This window comes from Thalassospira sp. UBA1131 (assembly GCF_002311515.1).
GTDB lineage: Bacteria > Pseudomonadota > Alphaproteobacteria > Rhodospirillales > Thalassospiraceae > Thalassospira.
Window position 1 is genome coordinate 1 of record NZ_DCAO01000006.1, and the last position, 18,945, is coordinate 18,945.

19 protein-coding genes are annotated in these 18,945 nt (G+C 55.0%); 8 read left to right on the top strand and 11 right to left on the bottom strand.

All coding sequences use genetic code 11. The features are described from left to right. Positions 1–52 precede the first annotated feature (52 nt). Both B3Z49_RS00745 and B3Z49_RS00750 read left to right on the top strand, forming a co-directional pair. Positions 53–898, top strand: coding sequence for a hypothetical protein (locus B3Z49_RS00745; RefSeq protein ID WP_296987425.1), 846 nt, complete (start codon positions 53–55; stop codon positions 896–898). Positions 899–917: 19 nt separating this feature from the next. Next, entirely contained in the window at positions 918–1,205 is a 288-nt protein-coding gene (locus B3Z49_RS00750; RefSeq protein WP_296987428.1) for a hypothetical protein, read from the top strand. Between the two features lie 18 nt (positions 1,206–1,223). Here the strand turns inward: B3Z49_RS00750 and moaE are convergent, their stop codons facing one another. The 3 genes from moaE to B3Z49_RS00765 form a co-directional block, all read right to left on the bottom strand. Next, positions 1,224–1,679, bottom strand: a complete 456-nt coding sequence (gene moaE, locus B3Z49_RS00755; RefSeq protein ID WP_296987431.1) for a molybdopterin synthase catalytic subunit MoaE — start codon at positions 1,677–1,679, stop codon at positions 1,224–1,226. A 32-nt stretch (positions 1,680–1,711) separates the two neighbouring features. After that, positions 1,712–2,263, bottom strand: a complete 552-nt coding sequence (pgsA, locus tag B3Z49_RS00760) for a CDP-diacylglycerol--glycerol-3-phosphate 3-phosphatidyltransferase (RefSeq protein ID WP_296987433.1) — start codon at positions 2,261–2,263, stop codon at positions 1,712–1,714. Positions 2,264–2,437: 174 nt separating this feature from the next. Next, positions 2,438–3,706 (bottom strand): uracil-xanthine permease family protein, encoded by a 1,269-nt coding sequence (locus B3Z49_RS00765; protein WP_296987438.1) that lies wholly within the window; start codon positions 3,704–3,706, stop codon positions 2,438–2,440. On the opposite strand from B3Z49_RS00765, the gene B3Z49_RS00770 reads away from it, so the two are divergent. From B3Z49_RS00770 to B3Z49_RS00790, 5 genes are all read left to right on the top strand, one after another. After that, positions 3,705–3,971 carry a hypothetical protein gene (locus B3Z49_RS00770; RefSeq protein ID WP_296987441.1) on the top strand — a complete coding sequence of 89 codons (267 nt, stop codon included), beginning with the start codon at positions 3,705–3,707 and terminating at the stop codon, positions 3,969–3,971. The two genes, B3Z49_RS00765 and B3Z49_RS00770, sit on opposite strands and share 2 nt — an antisense overlap. 188 nt (positions 3,972–4,159) lie before the next feature. Then, a complete protein-coding gene (locus B3Z49_RS00775; protein WP_296987444.1) occupies positions 4,160–5,140 on the top strand; it encodes an XdhC family protein in 981 nt (326 codons plus the stop codon). 152 nt (positions 5,141–5,292) lie between these two features. Then, entirely contained in the window at positions 5,293–5,715 is a 423-nt protein-coding gene (locus B3Z49_RS00780) for a c-type cytochrome (protein WP_296987446.1), read from the top strand. Positions 5,716–5,734: 19 nt separating this feature from the next. Then, on the top strand, positions 5,735–6,187 hold the full coding sequence (locus B3Z49_RS00785) for a (2Fe-2S)-binding protein (RefSeq protein ID WP_296987448.1): 453 nt from the start codon (positions 5,735–5,737) through the stop codon (positions 6,185–6,187). 3 nt (positions 6,188–6,190) lie between these two features. Further along, positions 6,191–8,410 carry a xanthine dehydrogenase family protein molybdopterin-binding subunit gene (locus B3Z49_RS00790; RefSeq protein ID WP_296987450.1) on the top strand — a complete coding sequence of 740 codons (2,220 nt, stop codon included), beginning with the start codon at positions 6,191–6,193 and terminating at the stop codon, positions 8,408–8,410. Positions 8,411–8,620: 210 nt separating this feature from the next. Here the strand turns inward: B3Z49_RS00790 and B3Z49_RS00795 are convergent, their stop codons facing one another. The 5 genes from B3Z49_RS00795 to B3Z49_RS00815 form a co-directional block, all read right to left on the bottom strand. Next, positions 8,621–9,544: an AraC family transcriptional regulator gene (locus B3Z49_RS00795; protein ID WP_296987452.1), complete on the bottom strand. Its 924-nt coding sequence runs from the start codon at positions 9,542–9,544 to the stop codon at positions 8,621–8,623. Positions 9,545–9,827: 283 nt separating this feature from the next. Next, a complete protein-coding gene (gene uvrC, locus B3Z49_RS00800) occupies positions 9,828–11,765 on the bottom strand; it encodes an excinuclease ABC subunit UvrC (protein ID WP_296987454.1) in 1,938 nt (645 codons plus the stop codon). A 477-nt stretch (positions 11,766–12,242) separates the two neighbouring features. Beyond that, complete coding sequence (folB, locus tag B3Z49_RS00805; protein WP_008888328.1) at positions 12,243–12,683, bottom strand: dihydroneopterin aldolase; 441 nt, start codon at positions 12,681–12,683, stop codon at positions 12,243–12,245. Between the two features lie 101 nt (positions 12,684–12,784). After that, a complete protein-coding gene (locus tag B3Z49_RS00810; protein WP_296987463.1) occupies positions 12,785–13,555 on the bottom strand; it encodes an SDR family oxidoreductase in 771 nt (256 codons plus the stop codon). A gap of 66 nt (positions 13,556–13,621) precedes the next feature. After that, on the bottom strand, positions 13,622–14,584 hold the full coding sequence (locus tag B3Z49_RS00815) for a calcium/sodium antiporter (protein ID WP_063088525.1): 963 nt from the start codon (positions 14,582–14,584) through the stop codon (positions 13,622–13,624). Between the two features lie 266 nt (positions 14,585–14,850). On the opposite strand from B3Z49_RS00815, the gene B3Z49_RS00820 reads away from it, so the two are divergent. Next, complete coding sequence (locus tag B3Z49_RS00820) at positions 14,851–16,599, top strand: cation:proton antiporter (RefSeq protein WP_296987467.1); 1,749 nt, start codon at positions 14,851–14,853, stop codon at positions 16,597–16,599. Positions 16,600–16,679: 80 nt separating this feature from the next. On the opposite strand, the gene phoB is transcribed toward B3Z49_RS00820, so the two are convergent. The 3 genes from phoB to pstB are packed head-to-tail and all read right to left on the bottom strand — an operon-like array spanning position 16,680 to position 18,944. Next, positions 16,680–17,378, bottom strand: a complete 699-nt coding sequence (gene phoB, locus B3Z49_RS00825; protein WP_008888332.1) for a phosphate regulon transcriptional regulator PhoB — start codon at positions 17,376–17,378, stop codon at positions 16,680–16,682. A 17-nt stretch (positions 17,379–17,395) separates the two neighbouring features. Then, entirely contained in the window at positions 17,396–18,118 is a 723-nt protein-coding gene (phoU, locus tag B3Z49_RS00830; RefSeq protein WP_008888333.1) for a phosphate signaling complex protein PhoU, read from the bottom strand. A 22-nt stretch (positions 18,119–18,140) separates the two neighbouring features. After that, positions 18,141–18,944, bottom strand: coding sequence for a phosphate ABC transporter ATP-binding protein PstB (gene pstB / locus B3Z49_RS00835; protein WP_063088522.1), 804 nt, complete (start codon positions 18,942–18,944; stop codon positions 18,141–18,143). Between the last annotated feature and the right edge of the window lies 1 nt (position 18,945).

Genomic DNA, 18,945 nt, shown 5'->3' on the forward strand with positions numbered 1-18,945 from the left:
CCCCGTCTGAAATCTGATGCCCGATCGGGCAACTTCATCAGACGGGGCCGATATGACCAATTCAATCCTCATACAATTTGTTCGCCGTGCTTTTCTGATCGGCGCGATCACCCTGCTTGCGGCCTGTTCGCAGAAGGCCGAGACGCTGAAGCTTTCGGTCACCCAGTTTGGCAGCGCGACCGAGCAGGCGTTTGATCACTATGACGCGGCCTATAGCACGCAATTTGCACCCTTCCCGAAATCCGACACGGCAAAGCGCAGCGCGTTTGTCACCAACATCACCGATTTTACCGGCACGATTACACCGGCCAATATCGATACCTTGCTTGATCCCGATGCGGTGAAGATCGACCCAAACGTCGCGCGCCAGTGGCAGGACACGCTTAAGGGCCTGCGCAGCCAGTATCAGCAGTTCGTCGCGATCTTCGATAATATCGAGGCTGGGTCCGCATTCGGCGCATCGGCGGTCACAGAATCCGGGCCCATCTTGGAAAAACTGCGCGCACAGCTTGCCACCATCAGCGATGAATTCGCGCGCCCCCCGCCGCAATTCCTGACCCGGCGCAGCACCCTGATTGCCGAACTGAACCTGATCCGCACCAAGGACCACAACAACCCCGAGGCCGAAAGCCTTCTGATCGAGGCCTGGTGGCAGCAATGGAACAGCCTGATCGCGGCCGAAAGCGCGATGCAGACCGATACCCTGCGCGCCTTTGTCACGGCATCAGCCCTTGGCAACAGGCTGCAGGGACAGATCGATAACTATGCCAAGCTTGATGTCGGATCGCTGATTACCGCGGTCGAAGACGGCATCAAACTTTCCAGCCAGATCGGCAAGCTGAGCCCAGCCGAACTCGTCACCCAAGGCACCGGCCTGCTTGAAACCGCAACCAACTAGAAAAGAGGGAGATTTCACAATGAGCCAGACACTCGGTGCCCTGATTGCCGACGCACAGGAAGCCTATGCGACTGCGGCTGTGACCTATCAGGGGGCGACGATTGACCAGAAGGTCAAGTCCAAACCGGCCCTTGATAAGGCCGCCAGCCAACTGGTCGCCCTTCAGGCCAAGCAGCTTGATGAAGCCAAGGAAATCGATGCCGAGGACGAAGCGGCGATGAAGCAATTGCGCCAGCAGGTCAACAATGCCGCGACCTTGCAAACCGGGCTGATGACCCTGGTTGCGGTGCTGACGAAATTTATCTGATGGGCCGCTGTCGGGCGGTTACTTCCAGCGGTCGGCATCGGCATCATCGGATGCCTTTGCCGTCACCCACTTGTCGCCACCGTCCGGGGTTTCTTCGCGTTTCCAGAACGGCGCGCGGGTTTTGAGGAAATCCATGATGAAGTCGCAGGCCTCGAACGCGGCACGGCGATGGGCGGACAGCACGATCACCAGAACGATGCGTTCGCCGGGCAACATGCGGCCAAAGCGATGAACGATGCGGATGTCATCCAGCGGCCAGCGATTGGCGGCCTCATCGGCGATCTTTTCAAGTTCGCGTTCGGTCATGCCGGGATAGTGATCAAGCGTCAAGGCTGAGACGTTTTCGCCGCCGTGGATATCACGCACCAGCCCGACAAAACTGACCGCCGCCCCGATATCGGTACGACCATCGGTCAGGGCCGCAAGTTCGGCGCCCGGGTCAAAATCATGTTGCTGAACAGAAACGCGTGACATGGTCGCCGTCCCGGTTTGCCGGATTACAAAAATTAATCGAGGTGTTTAAGGCCGGTACGCAGATAGATATAGCCGGTCTGAACCGTGACGATCCCGGCGATCCACAGCAGGATATCACCAATCAGGATCGAGGGTATCAGATCAGGCGATGCGTCGCCGACCAGAAGGAACCCGATGGCGAGAATCTGGGCCGTGGTTTTCCATTTGGCAAGGACCGTGACCGGCAAGGGCACTTTAATTTCGGCCAAATGTTCGCGCAGGCCCGAAACCATGATTTCCCGGCACATGATGATCACCGCGGGCAATACCGCCAAACCAGAAATGCGTTCAAACGCCACCATCATCATCAATGCGGCAGCCACCAGCAGCTTGTCGGCAATCGGATCAAGGAACCGCCCGAGTGGGGATACCACATTCATCGAGCGCGCCAGATAGCCATCAAAGAAATCGGTCACCCCGGCAAAGGCAAACAGCGCAAAGCCGATCCAGTTGCCAACCGGACCAATAATGTAAAACGACGCGATCAGCGCCGGGATTACGAATATGCGCGACATGGTCAGCAGATTGGGAATCTGGTTCTTCATAAACGGGGCCTGTTTGACGGATTTTACGGCAATGACATCAAGGCCCTGATGCGCAATCGCCCAAGGCCGCGCAATTATTAAAGACTTGAAGCACATACCACAAGGGCCGTGTTGATGACGGATTAACGTCAGAACACGGCCCGTGCGATTTATCATCTCATCGCGTCTGAGCGATTATTCTGCCGCGGCCCCTGCCTCGGCCGGATGGGCGGACTTGCCGCGTCCGATGCTGAGCGCCTGATAGAGGATGATGGCAGCCAAGGTCGCAGTGCCGATCCCGCCCATGGCGAAACCACCGAAATTGACCGTGAAGTCGCCCGCACCAAAAATCAGCGTGATGCCCACCGTAAACAGGTTGCGCGGATCAGAGAAATCAACGCGGTTATCGACCCACAAACGGATCATGGCAGCAGCAATCAGGCCAAAGACCGCAACCCCAAGCCCACCCAGAACCGGGCCCGGAATGGTGTGCAGCAACGCGCCGAATTTCGGCGAGAAACCCAGCAGGATGGCAATCACGGCGGCAATGACAAAGATAAGGGTCGAAAACACGCGGGTTACGGCCATAACACCCATGTTTTCAACATAGGTGGTCACCCCGGTACCGCCGCCCGATCCGGCCAGCATGGTTGCCAGACCATCGCCGACAAAACCACGGCCGATATAACGATCCATGTTCTGTTTGGTCATGCCACCAATCGCCTTGATATGGCCGAGGTTTTCGGCCACCAGAATGAAGGCCACCGGCGCGATCAGGAACATGGCAGAACTTTCAAAGCGCGGCGCGACAAAGGACGGCATGCCAAACCACGCGGCCTCGGAAAGTTCGGCAAAATCAATTGCCGGCATCAGGCCAAAGCCGTTGCCCAAAACCAGAACCAGCACATAGCCCGCCAGGATCCCGACCAGAATGGAAATCCGACGCAGCGCAATCGGCGCATAGACCGAGACAAAGGCCACGGAAAGCAGGGTCAGAAGGGCGACCAGCATATGCATGTTATCGCCCGTGATGCCATTGATCCCGACCGGAGCGAGGTTAAGGCCAATCGCCGCACCAACAGCCCCCGTCACCGCAGGCGGCATCAGTTTTTCGACCCAGCCGGTGCCGGTTGCCATGACGATCAGGCCGATCACGACATAAAGCGCGCCAGCAGCAATGATCCCGCCAAGGGCCCCGCCAATATCGGGGTTTGGTCCCGATCCGGCATAACCGGTGGCGGCAATGACGACGGCGATAAAGGCAAAGGACGAGCCCAGATAACTGGGCACACGGCCCGCCGTGCAGATGAAGAAGATCAGGGTACCGATACCGGAAAACAGGATCGCCAGATTGGGGTCAAACCCCATCAGAAGCGGACCAAGAATGGTCGCACCCGACATGGCAACAAGATGCTGCAAGCCCATCGGGAACATAGCGCCCCAAGGCAGACGTTGATCAGGCATGACTGTGGAAGACCGGGTCACAGACCAGGAAGGAAAATATCGCATTTATGGCAAGCCGATTATTTATGGACGTTTCGCGCGAAAATGCCCCGCCGGGCGGCAGGGCGTACCGGGTATCGCGCCACGGGCAGCAAAAAGCAAGATGCCATCCGATGCTTTTTTAGGCGTTGCTGTGGAAATGATCGTAAATCTCGCGCGAAAGGACCGTAGGCGCGACATCGGCACATTCATTTCCAGCAGTTTCGTACTTTCACGAAGAATCTAAAGACTGCGGCGAATAGTCGACCAATGACTTTACTACTATTTTCAATGTGCGCCGTCAGGACCGGCCGCGATGAATATCAAGAAAGGTCTGTGACGTCGTTCTAAACCGAGCTGTTCGGGGGATTTTTCTTCCCCGTACCCAACGCATCCCCCCGAACAGCTTCCATTTTATTGAGCAATGACCTTTTCATGAGAAATCAGCTCTTTTCTATTCTGCAAGCTTGGAAAACTTCCCAATTCGATACTGAATGGGTTCTGGGCACTGTCTATCGTACGGAAGGATCAGCCTACCGGAAGGCTGGTGCCCAGATGCTTATCAATGGAAAAGGTCAGCAGTTCGGACTTTTAAGCGGCGGCTGTATTGAAGCCGATATTGTCCGTAACGCGCGAAAGGCGATTGTCACAAATAAAATCGTCACGTTAGCTTATGACGGAAATGATGAGGATGACCTGTCTTTCAAGTTAGGCATCGGGTGTGGAGGCGTTGTCCATATTGTCCTGCATCCCATCAATGCCAGTGATGATCTGGGGCTTTCAGACATTTACGCAGCTTTGGTCAAACGCGAAAGTGGTTACCACCATCTGAAAATTGGAGAGAAGATCGGCTATTTCCAGCCTTCTTTCGTCGACTTTCACGATCAGGCATACATCGAAAGCAATACCGACGGGGAATGGCTTGTAACCCCGATCAGACCCGAACCACATATCCTTGTCGTCGGTGGCGGACAAGATGCCCTGCCGGTAAGCAACATTGCCCATAATCTTGGCTGGAAAATCACAATCGCAGACCCCCGCCCAAGCAATGCACGAAGTGATTACTTTCCTCATGCGAGCGCCATTCTTCGTAAGGTAGATCAGTCACTTGCGTACTATGTCCACGACTTCCGTGTTGATGCAGCGATTCTGATGTCGCATAGCATGACAATAGACGCCAGCGCGTTGGCAGCTCTGTTCAGTACACCTATTCGCCATCTCTCAATGCTTGGCCCGAGACATCGATTTATGGATGTTCTCAGTATTTCCGGCCTTTCCGAAGAGAAATTCGAATTCAAGTTGAGTAGCCCAGCAGGTCTCGACATAGGCGGGTCCTTACCAGAAAGCATTGCTCTTTCAATGCTTTCCGAGATTCACGCCACTCTTTATCGCACCCCGTCTCCAAACAGTATCTGATCATACGACAAAAATAACGGACGATTACGAATATAAAGCAGACTTTGCAGCATATCACCCGATTTCAGTTCTTATAAAATAACCAACCAACTAAGAGAACCAAGTTAATCGGTTGAATGACTTCTGCGAGGATTGTCGTGATTTGTACTTTATTGTCCAAAAACTACACTTCGTGTAATCGGCGCTCACTTTTTCATTTAGACCATCGCCGTGTGGCTTCACGGATTTTAACGGCATTCGTGTGCGTCTTTGTGTTCGTTCCGTTTTATGCCGGGGCAGATGAGCCCGATGGAGAGAAACTTTTTCAAAGCCGGTGCGGCTCATGCCACAGCCTGGAAAATGGTCGAAACAAGATTGGCCCTCATCTTTCTGAAATCATCGGCCGCAAAGCGGCAAGCATCAATGAGGCGACATATTCAGGCGCGCTGAAGGATTCAGGGATTGTCTGGGACGCCAGCACGCTCGACACCTTCCTTTCTGCCCCTCAGGACATGGTTCCGGGCTCACGTATGCGCCTCAAAATTTCAAGCCCGACCCAACGTAGCGCAATCATCTCATTTCTCAGCAACCAGTAGGCCCGGTTAGGAAACCTTCATGACCTCATTTACGATAAATGGACGTGTCGTCGAAATCACGGCTGAACCCGATACCCCACTGCTTTGGGCTATCCGCGAGCATTTGAAGCTCACGGGCACGAAATACGGATGCGGCTTAGCACAATGCGGAGCCTGCACTGTTCACGTCGATGGTGAACCGACACGTGCATGTGTCACGTGGCTCGAAGATGTCGCAGGCAAAGAAGTCACCACCATCGAAGGGCTTTCAGAAGATGGCAGCCATCCCCTTCAGAAGTCGTGGGTAGCGGAGCAAGTCCCGCAATGCGGATACTGCCAGTCCGGTCAGATCATGCAGGCGGCTGCCCTTCTCAAGAACAACCCCGCCCCAACACGTGAGGAAATCGTCGATCACATGGATGGCAATATTTGCCGCTGTGCGACCTACGACAGAATTATCAAAGCGATACAACGGGCCGCCCGGGAGAGTTAACCGATGAAAAACGAATTAAATGTTCACACGCGTTCTATTTCGCGCCGCAGTTTTCTGATTACTGCCGGGACAGTTGGTGTCGCAGTCAGCTATGGAAATCTGCCTTCGCAGGCTTTTGCAGCGACAATTGCGACCGAAACCGCAGGCAACTATAACCCGAATGCCTGGGTCACTATTGATCATGACGGCACGGTAACGATCATATCCCCTGCCTCTGAAATGGGTCAGGGTGTTATGACGACCCTGCCATTGTTGATTGCAGACGAAATGGATGCCGAGTGGAGCAAGGTCAAAGTTGTTCAATCGCCGTCGGATGCAGAGAAATATGGAAACCCGGGATTTTACGGCATACAGCTCACCGGGGGGAGTGAAACAGTACGAGGCTATTATGAGCCTCTGCGCCTTGTGGGTGCGCAAACCCGCATGATCCTGCTGCACAGCACGGCTGAAATTCTGGATAAACCGGTTACGGAACTTCATACCGAACCCGGCATGGTTGTCCACACCCCGACACAAACCAGAATAAGCTATGGTGAAATTTCACGCCTTGGAAAAATCTCAGATCCGCTGCCGCAAATTTCCACAGCCGACCTGAAACAGCCTGAACAATGGCATTATATCGGTAAAAAAGACCTTCCACGCATTGATGTTCCATCCAAAGTAGACGGCAGCGCGATATACGGGATCGATGTTCAACTTCCTGATATGCTTTATGGTGCTGTAATCCGCCCTCCTGTCCAAGGCGAGACGCCTGCGACCATTGACGACAGCGAAGCCAAAAACGTTCCGGGTATCACCAAAATCGTACAACTGCCTTATGGTGTGGGCATCATAGGTGAAACGATTGAGGCAACGATCCGCGCCAAGGAGATGCTTTCTATTGAGTGGACAACCGGATCACGGATCAGGAATTACTCAAGCGCCAGTCTTATCGAAGAATACCGAAAAGCCGGAAGCGACCTTTCCCAAACGGGGGTAAACGCAGTTAAAAAGGGTGAGGCGGCACAAGCGATCGCGTCATCTGATATCCTTATTGAAGCAGATTACCTTAGTGATCACGTTTACCACGCCACGATGGAACCAATGAATGCGACAGCCCTTGTTTCAGACGACGGGGTCGAGGTTTGGGCACCGACGCAAGGTCCAACTTTCACGCAAGGGTTTGCGGCACAAACCGCCGGAACAACAACCGACAAGGTAAAAGTTCATACAACGATGCTGGGCGGTGGGTTTGGCCGCCGCGCAGAGAGGGACTTTGTGGATGACGCCGTCTCGCTTGCAAAAGAAGTCAAAGGGCGCCCGGTGAAAGTTGTCTGGAGCCGCGAGGACGATGTCCGTCACGGCAAGTATCGTCCTTTGGTTGCGCAACATGTCAGGGTTGGACTTACGTCGTCTGGCGCCATCAGCGGATGGCAGCACCGTGTTGCAGCGGACTCCATTTTTGCACGCACATTGCCGCCGGTATTCGAAGATGCAGGCGGGCTGGACGACGTTGTCACCGAAGGCGCAGACTTCAATTACGATATGCCCACCCACGAAGTTGAGTATCTTCGACAGGATAATGGTCTTGATATCGGGTATTGGCGCGCGGTTGGCTGTGGATATACCAAGTTTGCCGTGGAATGTGTGATTGATGAAATTGCTGCGACCCGTAACATTGACCCTGCCCAACAGCGCCTGGAGCTGCTTGCCGGGGAGCCAAGGGCACGTAAGGTTATTGAAAACACAGTAAAAATGTCAGACTGGTCACGTCCGCGTGAAGGTCGCGCCCTTGGACTGGCCTATTCAGACAGCTTCGGTGCTCACTGCGCAGCAGTCGCGGAAGTATCGGTTAATCGCGAAAATGGCCAAATCCGCGTTCACAAGGTTTGGACCTCCGTCGATCCGGGCGTTGCCATTCAACCTCAGAATATTGAAGCGCAGATGACAGGCGCAATCACTCATGGCATCAGTCATGCCCTGTATGAGCAAATCAATGTGGTAAATGGGGAAGTCCAAGAAGGAAACTTTGACACCTATCGCGTCATACGCATGTCAGAAATTCCCGAGATTGAGGTTTCCATCCTTGGCGATCCGACACAAAAACCATCCGGTATGGGTGAAGTCGGGCTTCCGCCCATTGGCCCTGCAATTGCGAACGCCTTTGCCCGTTTGACGGACGGTGCACGTCTTCGGCACTATCCATTCTTGCCTGAAAGGGTACTTGAAGCCCTAAACGGGTAGGAGCTTGTCTGCCGATTGAATTTGAAGGGTACTCGTTGGAAAAGCTCGCCAAGCAACAGTTAGCCCACGCGTTCGACGTTTCAACGACGCCCTTCAGATTCAGGTTTTCATTCCTAGCGATAGGCAAATCCGCCAACAGCGAAAGTCCTGTGGTCTGTTGGCGGTATCTTTGCCAGATATCCGACGGTTCGGGAATTTCCTGAAGGTAACCTAGAAAGCGGAACCCTGCCGGTTAAAACTGTATTGCCGTGGCGAGGCCCCCATTACCCGCTTGAACGCTGTGCTGAATGCGCTTTCTGCTTCATATCCCACAGCCAGCGCAATGGACGACACCGGGTCGGTCGAGTTTTCAAGGCGATCCACCGCCAATAACATCCGCCATCGGGTTAAGTATTCGATCGGCGTTTCACCAACTCTTTCTTTAAATCGCTGGGCAAATATTGATCGCGACATCCCTGCGCACGCCGAAAGCTCCTGCAGAGACCATTTTCTGGCAGGATCTGAGTGGATGGCCTGAATTGCCAGCCCCAGCCCGGGGTCGGCAAGTGCAGAGAACCAGCCAAGGTCATGGTTACTGTTCTCTGTCAACTCAATCCGCAGCGCTTGCACCAGAATCATATGTGCCAGATGTTGCGCGATAAGGTCACTGCCCGGTTTCCGCTCGTTCAGTTCCGTAATCATGCGCTGTATTGACCAATGAAGTGCAGCCCGTTCGGAATCCTTACGAATGTGGACGATTTCGGGCAGCATCCTCAGCAGGGATGGTGCTGTTTTCCCGTGAACGGCGAAACGGCTGCCGACGAGGAAGAAGTCTCCACCGCCGTTGCAAGCTACAGTCCCGCCTGGCTGCGGTGGCGGGAACAGTGTACTGGAATCAACAGTCGGCACCGACAAGTCGCTTGCAAGAATAAACGGCTTTCCACTTGGCAAAACAAAACAATCGCCTTCTTTCAAACAGGTTGGCGGCGGCCCATCCTTAACTGCGAGCCAAGCAGTTCCCGATACCACAGAGTAACATTTGATCCGGTCATGTTGTTTGTTGAATTCAATAGCCCACTCGCCCCCGGCGCTAAAACCGGAGGATACGTAGCTCTTGGGCCGCAACAGCGACAATACATCGGAAAGAGGATCCATCTGACAAATCCAAGATAACTGACACAAAAGACGACGTGCATCTGACTGAGCAGATCAAGACAATCTGGGCGTTGGGGGTAGATGCACCTAAACCTGAGTGCAGTTATTGTAAGTAAGTACAAACCACTGGCTTCAACATGCGCGAACGTCCCGATTTCTGTCCTGATCGTCCACGTGTGACGTATATCACCTGCGTTCATCGGACAGATGGGACGGAAGGCCACTCTCTTTGCGCGTTCAGGTAGCGCCGCTGACACAGCCCAAAGCTGCGTGGCCAATATTTCTATTTGTCTTCGTGGAAATGATCGTAAATCTTGCGGGCCAAGGCGGCGCTGATGCCATCGACGGCTTCGAGATCCGATAGGCCAGCATCGGCGACGCCACGGGCGGAACCGAAGTGATGGAGCAGTGCCTTTTTGCGGGCCCCACCGACACCGGGGACTGAGTCGAGCACGCTTTTGCCCATCTGTTTGCCGCGTTTGGCGCGGTGGGTGCCAATCGCCCAGCGGTGGGCTTCGTCGCGCAGGCGCTGAATGAAATAGAGCACCGGATCTTTCATATCGAGACGCACCGGGGCCTTGCCGGGGATGTGCAGCACTTCCTTGCCGGCGTTGCGATCAACACCCTTGGCGACACCGACCAGCATGACGTCCTCGATACCGAGGTCTTCGAGGACTTCACGTGCCACGCCAAGCTGGCCCAAGCCACCGTCAATCAAACACAGGTCTGGCCATGTGCCGTTTTCGCGGTCCGGGTCTTCTTTTTGCGCCCGGGCGAAACGACGGGTCAGGACTTCGCGCATCATGGCAAAGTCATCACCCGGCGCGATATCGCCCTTGATGTTGAATTTGCGATAGGCGTTTTTCATGAAGCCTTCGGGCCCGGCGACAATCATGCCGCCGACCATGTTGGTCCCCTGGGTGTGGGAGTTATCGTAAACCTCGATCCGTTCCGGCGTGCTTTCGAGATCAAGTTTGTCAGCAAGGTCTTCAAGCAGTTTGCGCTGTGTCGCGCTTTCGGCCAGACGACGGCCAAGTGCGTCCTTGGCGTTGGTCAGGGCATGTTCGACCAGTTTGCGTTTGCCGCCGCGCTTGGGCACGAGCAATTCGATCTTGCGGTCGTTATTGATGCCAAGCGCGTTTTCGACCAGTTCCTGGCCTTCGATTTCATGCGACAGGAAGATCTGTTTGGGGGCCGGTTTATCGGCATAGAACTGCCCGACAAAGGCCGAGAGGATTTCAGGGATTTCAGCCGATTGTTCATGGCGCGGAAAATAGGACCGGTTGCCATAGTTCGAGCCCGAGCGGAAGAAGAACACCTGCACACAGCTTTGCCCGCCTTCCTGATGAAGGGCGATGACATCGGCCTCTTCGACGCCTTCGAGGTTGATGTCCTGATGGGAGCGGATCTGGCTGAGCGCACGGATGCGGTCGCGATACATCGCGGCCTGTTCGAATTCCATCTTTTCAGACGCATCCATCATGTCGGCTTCGAGCTGCTTGAGGATTTTCTGGCTGCGCCCGGTCAAAAAGTCGCGGCAGATATCAACAAGCTCGTCATATTCCGGCTTGGAAATGCGATCGACACAGGGGGCGGCACAGCGTTTGATTTGATAAAGCAAACAGGGGCGCGAGCGGTTGGCAAACACCCCGTCGGTGCAAGAGCGCAGCAAGAAGGCGCGTTGCAGATGGTTGATGGTGTTGTTGACCGCCCAGGCCGAGGCAAACGGGCCAAAGCAACTGCCATCCTTGGCGCGTGCGCCGCGATGTTTGACGATGCGCGGATAGTCGTGATCTTCGGTGATCAGGATATAGGGGAAGCTTTTGTCATCGCGCAGCAGGATGTTGTAGCGCGGCTTGAGCTTTTTGATCAGGTTGGATTCAAGAAGGAGCGCCTCGGCCTCGGTATGGGTGGTGATGATTTCCATCCGCACCGTCTGGGCCACCATGCGAGCAATGCGGATCGGCAATTGCATGATGCGGGTATAGGCGACTACGCGTTTCTTGAGGTTCTTGGCCTTGCCGACGTAAAGCACGCGTTCCTTGTCATCGATCATGCGATAGACACCCGCCGAGCCCGGCATGGTTTTCAGCGCATTTTTGATCGCCTCTACCCCGCGTGCTGCCCCGCCGTCGATTTTATCACCATCAAGCGACAAACCGATTTCCCGTTTCGGGGCATCATCCCCGGTCGGGTTTTCGGGGGAAACAGGTGGCTTCATCAAGGCACTCCGAGATCACACGAGGCTGCTGCTGGTCAGGCGAGCTGCAATCGACACTAAAATACATTCAAAGTTGTGACAGCCGTCACTGGCAAACGCGAATTGAAACATAGCTGAAAAGATTAACATCGCAACCGCGCCGAGGGGAATCGCCGTGCCAAAAAAGATGTCCACCAAGACTGTGGATAACTATGTGGGTAATCGGGGGGTGACTTCCTGCACCCCTTGAGAGTCTTAACGTTCTATGAAGTGCACAATTATTGAGCAAAACAGTCAAGTTATTGATTTTAAACAATAAAAATACTGTCAACGTGAAATCATTCGGTAATAGAGTCGTAAAAAATGAATATTTTCCTTTGAATCATATTCGCCAGATGCTTGTGAATAAGCGCCATAGCGATTCGCGCCATAGGAATCAAAGAGTCCCTTGGATTGACCGTCTGGAAAAGTAAATTTTTTCGGGAAATCGCGTATCGATCAGCGCGCGATATTGTGGCGTTCGATTTCCACACCAACCGCAGCGGCATCTTCAAAAACGTCGAGCTTTTCAACCCTGACGATCACCTTGCGGACGCGCGGATCGGCAAGACACATGTCGGCGAGTTTTTCCCCAAGGGTTTCCACAAGGTTGGTGTGACCATCCTGGCAGATGCGACGCGTGCCAACAACCAGATCCTCGTAGCTTAGCACGGTGGTGATATCATCATTCTGGACACCGTCGCCTTCGAGCACGGCAAGGTCGAGATTGATGCGCACACGTTGCGGGGCTTCTTTTTCGTGTTCGTAAACACCGATCGAGGTGTGAATGATCATGTCACGCACGAAGACACGGCGCAGGTTGCCTGCACGATCTGCATGGGGCACATCGGCAAATGGCAATGTCGTAATTTTGGCATCCTGTTTAAGGCCTGCGGTCATATTCCGGTCTTCCTTGTGCTGCTTTCCTGTGCAGTTTGATCAACAGAACCACACATGTCCGGCCCGATGTCTGGCAGCGATTTAATGATCACTGCCGGGCATCATTCGTTGGGCGCATCTTCTTCGCCACTGGGCGCCCAATCGAGGTGCTGCCCGCCGTCAAGCGCTAACATTTGCCCGGTGATGGCCGGCGCGGCAAGGAAAAATCGAACCGCGTCGCAAATCTCTTGCGGGTTTGTCCCTATTTTCAGGGGTGTTTTTTCGCACTGCGCGTCGAAATCTTCCTGTGTTTGTCGGCTACTAGGCAGTGCCGGCCCCGGCCCGATGGCATTGACGCGAATTTTTGGTGCAAGGGCCAATGCCAGCGTCTGGGTCAGGGTCCAAAGCCCGGCTTTGGACAGGGTATAGGTCATGAAATGCGGGGTCAGGTTCCAGACACGCTGATCAATCAGGTTGAGGATCATGCCCTGACAGTTATCTGGCAGATGCTTGGTAAATTGCTGCGAGAGGATAAACGGCGCACGCAAATTGGTTTCCATATGCAAATCCCAGCTTTCGCGAGTTGCCGTTTGCACATCATCAAATTCAAAGGTCGAGGCGTTATTGATCAGAACCCCGATCGGGCCAAGTTGCCTGGTCGCATCGGCAACCAATTGATGGGTTGCATCCTCGTTGGTCAGATCGGCCGAAACCACGCAGGCCTTTTGGCCAAGGTCGCGGACCTCGTTGGCGACGGCTTCGGCGTCTTGTTTCGAGCTGTTGCAATGCAGGGCGATGTCATATCCGTTGCGCGCCAGATCCAGGGTCAATGCACGACCGATGCGTTTTGCCGCACCGGTGATCAGAACGGATTTCGGGAATTGACCTGTCATTGTTGCCTCGATCCTTCGCAAAGTGTGCGGGCCCTCATGAGACGGCCCGCGAACTGATTGAACTGACTATGCTACGACAAGTTGGAAGACATAGACCAGATAGGCAATCACGAATGCAACACCGGTGATGCGCGAAATCTTGCGCATGGCATAGGCAACACCGAGCAAGCCCACGGTTACCGCCAGCATGATCCAGATATCGGAATTCATGATCTGTTCAGGCACCGGGATCGGTGCGATCAGCGACACACCGCCAATGATCACAAGCAGGTTCAGAAGGTTCGAGCCAAACACATTGCCCAGCGCCACATCGGAATGCCCGCGGAAGGCGGCAACCACCGATGCGGCAAGTTCCGGAAGCGACGTGCCAAAGGCAACAAGGGTCAGGCCAATCACGGCTTCGGACACGCCGAACTGTCGGGCAACCGAAACCCCGCCTTCAACCAGCCATTCCGCGCCAAACATCAGCGCGACAATCCCGATGACGGTGGCGATGATCGGCCTGGTCCAGCCTTTGGGTTTTTCGCCGACTTCGTCGACTTCTTCTTCGTGCAGGTGGCTGGCTTCGCTCGGCGAATTTTTGTCGTGCTGATAGGTGAAGTACCAGATGGCTGCCAACACGCAAAGCATCACCGCCCCGGCCCAGCGTTCGATCACGCCAAACATGCAAAAGGCAATAAACAGGACCGTGCCCAGCAACATGGTGCCGCCATCACGGACCACGGTGACCCGCGAGGCCGCCACGGGTTTCAGCAAGGCAACGGCACCGAGAATAAGCAGGATATTGGCAATGTTGGAGCCAACAACGTTGCCCATGGCGATATCGGCCGTGCCCTTGAGCGATGCATTGAGCGAGACGACAAATTCCGGTGCCGACGTCCCGGCGGCAACAATCGTCAGACCGACGATCACCTTGGAAACGCCCAGCAAAAGTGCAAGACCAACCGCCCCCCTTACGATGAATTCACCACCTGCTGTCAGCAATACAAGGCCCGCGATGATCTGAAGATAGGGGATTAGCTGTTCCAAAATATCTGCTCGTTTCAAAAGCGATTAAACCGGCCCGTTGTCGGGCCCGCGGAAGATGGCATTTGGCAGCGCGAATGGCAAGTCATCAGGCGGTGACAATCGCCACAGCCGTTAATAGCGCGATTGGGTCGTGAATTTCGCCAATGCCGCAAATTTACCCACGACTGGCAGGGTTATTTTCGTTATCGTTGTAATCTCGTTATTTTCAGGCATTTAGGTCCTGATACCCATTGATTATTTGACCGCCTTCCGGAACGAATTTCGCCATGCATCACAGCGTCCTGTTTGAGCTGTTTCTTATTCTGACTGCCGCGATCATTGCGGTGCCGATTGCGCACAAGCTGCGTGCGAATTCGATCATCGGCTTTCTGATTGGCGGGTTCTTTATCGGGCCGTTCGGCTTTGGCCTGATTTCCGAACGCGAAGACATTTCCACCGTTGCCGAACTGGGCGTGGTTTTCCTGCTGTTCATGATCGGGCTGGAGCTTTCGCGTGATCGTTTGCGCGTGATTGGCGGGCGGTTTGCCGGTCTGGGCGTTTTGCAAATTCTGGTGTCGATGGCAGCCCTTCTGGGGCTTCTGGTTGTCATGGAATTCCCGCTGCCGACGGCCTTGGTGATTGCAGGGGCGCTTGCACTTTCATCGACCGCGATCATCCTCAAACAGCTTTCCGATGACAAGCAGCTCAATACCCGTTTTGGCCGTGCGGCCCTTGCCATTTTGTTATTGCAGGACGTGGCAGTTGGTCCGTTCCTGATCATGGTGCAGGCTGCGGGCGATGCCGGAACGGAAACCAGCCCGTGGATGAGCATCCTGCTTGGTTTCGGGTCGGTCGCGTTGTTGTTACTCGTCGGGCGGTATGTTTTGCCGCGTCTGTTTCGCTATATCGCGTCGCTCAAGAACCCGGAACTGTTTGCCATCGGCACGCTGTTTGTTGTGCTGGCTGCCAGCACATTGACCGAGGTTTCCGGGCTTTCGATGGCGCTGGGGGCGTTTATCGCCGGGGTGATGCTGGCCGAAACCGAGTTCCGTCACCAGATCGAAGCCGACATTTCACCGTTCCGCGGCGTGTTCCTGTCGCTGTTCTTTATGTCGGTGGGCATGTCCGTTGATGCCGACGTTGTTTATAACGAATTTGGCACCATCGTCATGTGGCTGGTGCTGTTGCTGGTGATCAAGACGGCGGTTTTGTTCGTTCTGGCGCGTGCGATCCGGTTTGAGACCGGCCTTGCCATCCGGGTCGCCATGAGCCTTGCCGCCGGCGGTGAGTTTGCCTTTGTGATGTTTGCCCTGGCCGCCCAGAACGGCGCGGTGCCGCTTGAAATGGCCGCTATGCTGATCCCGGTGGTGGCGATTTCGATGGCGCTGACCCCGACCCTGATCAGCCTTGGTCACAAGATCGAGGAAAAGCTTCATCCCAAGGAAGAAGACCAGCTTGGCAAGATTGCCGAGGAGTCCGAGGGCATTCACCAGCATGTTCTGGTGATCGGAAGCGGCCGCGTTGGCCGGGTTCTGGCCCGGTTGCTCAAGACGCGTAACATTCCGTTTCTGGTGCTTGATAGTGACGCACAGCAGGTTTCGCGTGGGCGGGCGGAAGGCCTTCCGGTTTACTTTGCCGACGGGTCCAGACCGGAAACTTTCCGGGCTGCGCACACGGATGAGGCAAAAATTGCGGTTGTTGCCATGGGGAACCCGCATGCCACCGAGAAGACGGTCGCCCTTTTGCGGCAGCATTACCCGCACCTGAAGATCTTTGCCCGCGCACAGGACATCACCCATATCGGGCCGCTGTCGCGCCACGGGGCGGATGCCGCCATTCCGGAGGTTCTGGAAACCGGGTTGCGGTTATCCGACCACGTTTTGGCGGCGTGCGACGTACCGCAGGAAGATATTGATGCCGAAATCGCCAAATTCCGCCGTGCGGACATGCTTTTGATGAACGAACTGGCGCCGCGCCCGCAGCGCAAACCGTCAGGGTCGGAGAATGCCGACAAACCGGCGAAAGAAAAATCATAAAGCCGTTACGCGGTGAAAACAAAAACCCCCACAGCAAATCGCCGCGGGGGTTTTTTAATTGGATCGGGCTCTAAACCGGCTTAGGCCGCGGTTTCAGAGTCCAGCGCATAGCCCGCGGCACGGACGGTGCGGATGATATCGCGGGTGCCCTTGACGTCATTAAGCGCCTTGCGCAGGCGGCGGATATGAACGTCGACTGTCCGGGTTTCGACATAGATGTTCGGGCCCCAAACCGCGTTAAGCAACTGTTCGCGCGAGAAAACCCGCCCCGGATGTTCGAGGAAATAGCGCAGCAGACGGAACTCGGTCGGGCCAAGATGGATCGATTTTCCATTGCGGCTGACCCGGTGGGCGGCGAGATCCATTTCGATGTCGGAATAGATCAACTGCCCTTGTGGTTGCGCCGGACCGGATCGGCGCAAAAGTGCGCGGATACGGGCCAGAAGCTCGCCAATGGCAAACGGCTTGGTGACATAGTCATCAGCGCCAGTATCAAGACCGCGGATGCGGTCGCCCTCTTCGCCGCGCGCAGTCACCATGATCACCGGCAAATCGCGGCTTTCAGGCTTGCGGCGGATCTGACGGCAGACCTCGATCCCCGACATTACCGGCAGCATCCAGTCGAGCAAAACCAGATCGACATGGGTTTCAGCCAGAATTTTCAACGCTTCGTCACCGTCACCGGCTTCGACAACCTGCATCCCCTCGCGTTCGAGGTTGTAGCGCAACATGGTTACGATTGCTGCCTCGTCCTCGACGATAAGAACCGTTGGGTCCATCTTCCTATGCTCCCGTGTCAGTCATTCGGTTCGACAACAGCGAAGTTCGCTGCGTCGTTTTTTGGCCGGTCAATCCCCGGCAGGTCTTCGCCCTTGATCCGGTAATAGATCGTTTCGGCGATATTGGTTGCGTGATCACCGATACGTTCGATGTTCTTGGCAATGAACAACAGATGGGTCGATGCGGTAATGTTGCGCGGATCTTCCATCATGTAGGTCAGCAATTCGCGGAACAGCGAATTGTACATATCGTCGACTTCCTGATCGCGTTCCCAGACCCGGTGGGCCTTTTCGGCGTCGCTTTCGATATAGGCATCCAGGACATCCTTGATGATTTCCTGGGCCAGCTTGGCCATGTTCGGGATCGCCTGAACCGGGCGGATCGGCGGGATCTGGTTCAGGACCTGCGCGCGTTTGGCGATGTTTTTGGCAAGATCACCAATGCGTTCAAGATCGTTCGACAGCTTGAGAGCCGTCACCACCTGACGCAGGTCATCGGCCATCGGCTGACGCAGGGCCAGAAGACGGACGGCAAAGTCCTGGACTTCCTGTTCGAGCACATCAATGCGCTGATCGGACAGGATGACTTTCTCGGCCAGTTCGGAATCGCGTTTGACGATGGATCTGATCGAGGAAATAAGCTGGCTTTCAGCAAGCCCGCCCATTTGCGAAATGATGTTGTTCAGACGGGTCAGTTCCTCATCGAACGAACTTACGATATGGGTATGTTCATCAGCCATTTATGCGTACTCCTGGCGTCGCTTAACCGAAGCGGCCGGTAATGTAACCCTTGGTGCGTTCGTCCTTCGGGTTGGTAAAGATCTGATCGGTTTCACCGACTTCAACCAGCTTTCCGAGGTGGAAGAACGCGGTGCGCTGCGACACACGGGCGGCCTGCTGCATGGAGTGGGTCACGATCACGATCGTGTAGTTCGAACGCAACTCGTCTATCAGTTCCTCGACCTTGGCGGTCGCAATCGGATCAAGTGCCGAGCACGGCTCATCCATCAGGATGACTTCCGGGCTGACGGCAACCGCGCGTGCAATGCAAAGGCGCTGCTGCTGACCACCGGAAAGACCGGTTGCCGGCGATTGCAGACGATCTTTGACTTCTTTCAGAAGACCTGCACGTTCGAGCGAGGTCATGACGATTTCATCAAGTTCATCACGCGAATTGACCAGACCATGAATACGCGGGCCATAGGCCACGTTGTCATAGATGGTTTTCGGGAACGGGTTCGGTTTCTGGAACACCATGCCGATGCGCGCGCGCAGCTGAACCACGTCGATCCGCTTGTCATAGATGTCGCGACCATCCAGGGTAACGTCACCTTTGATCGTCACACCGTCAATGGTGTCATTCATCCGGTTCAGGCAGCGCAGGAAGGTGGATTTACCACAGCCCGACGGACCAATCAGTGCGGTTACCTGCTGTTCGGGGATATCAAGGTTGACCTCATAGAGGGCCTGATTGTCGCTATAGAAAAGATCGAGCTTGCGCGCGGTCATTTTCGGTTTTTCGACCGACGGCTCCGCCGTCATTGCGCTCTGGGATACAGCAGCCATT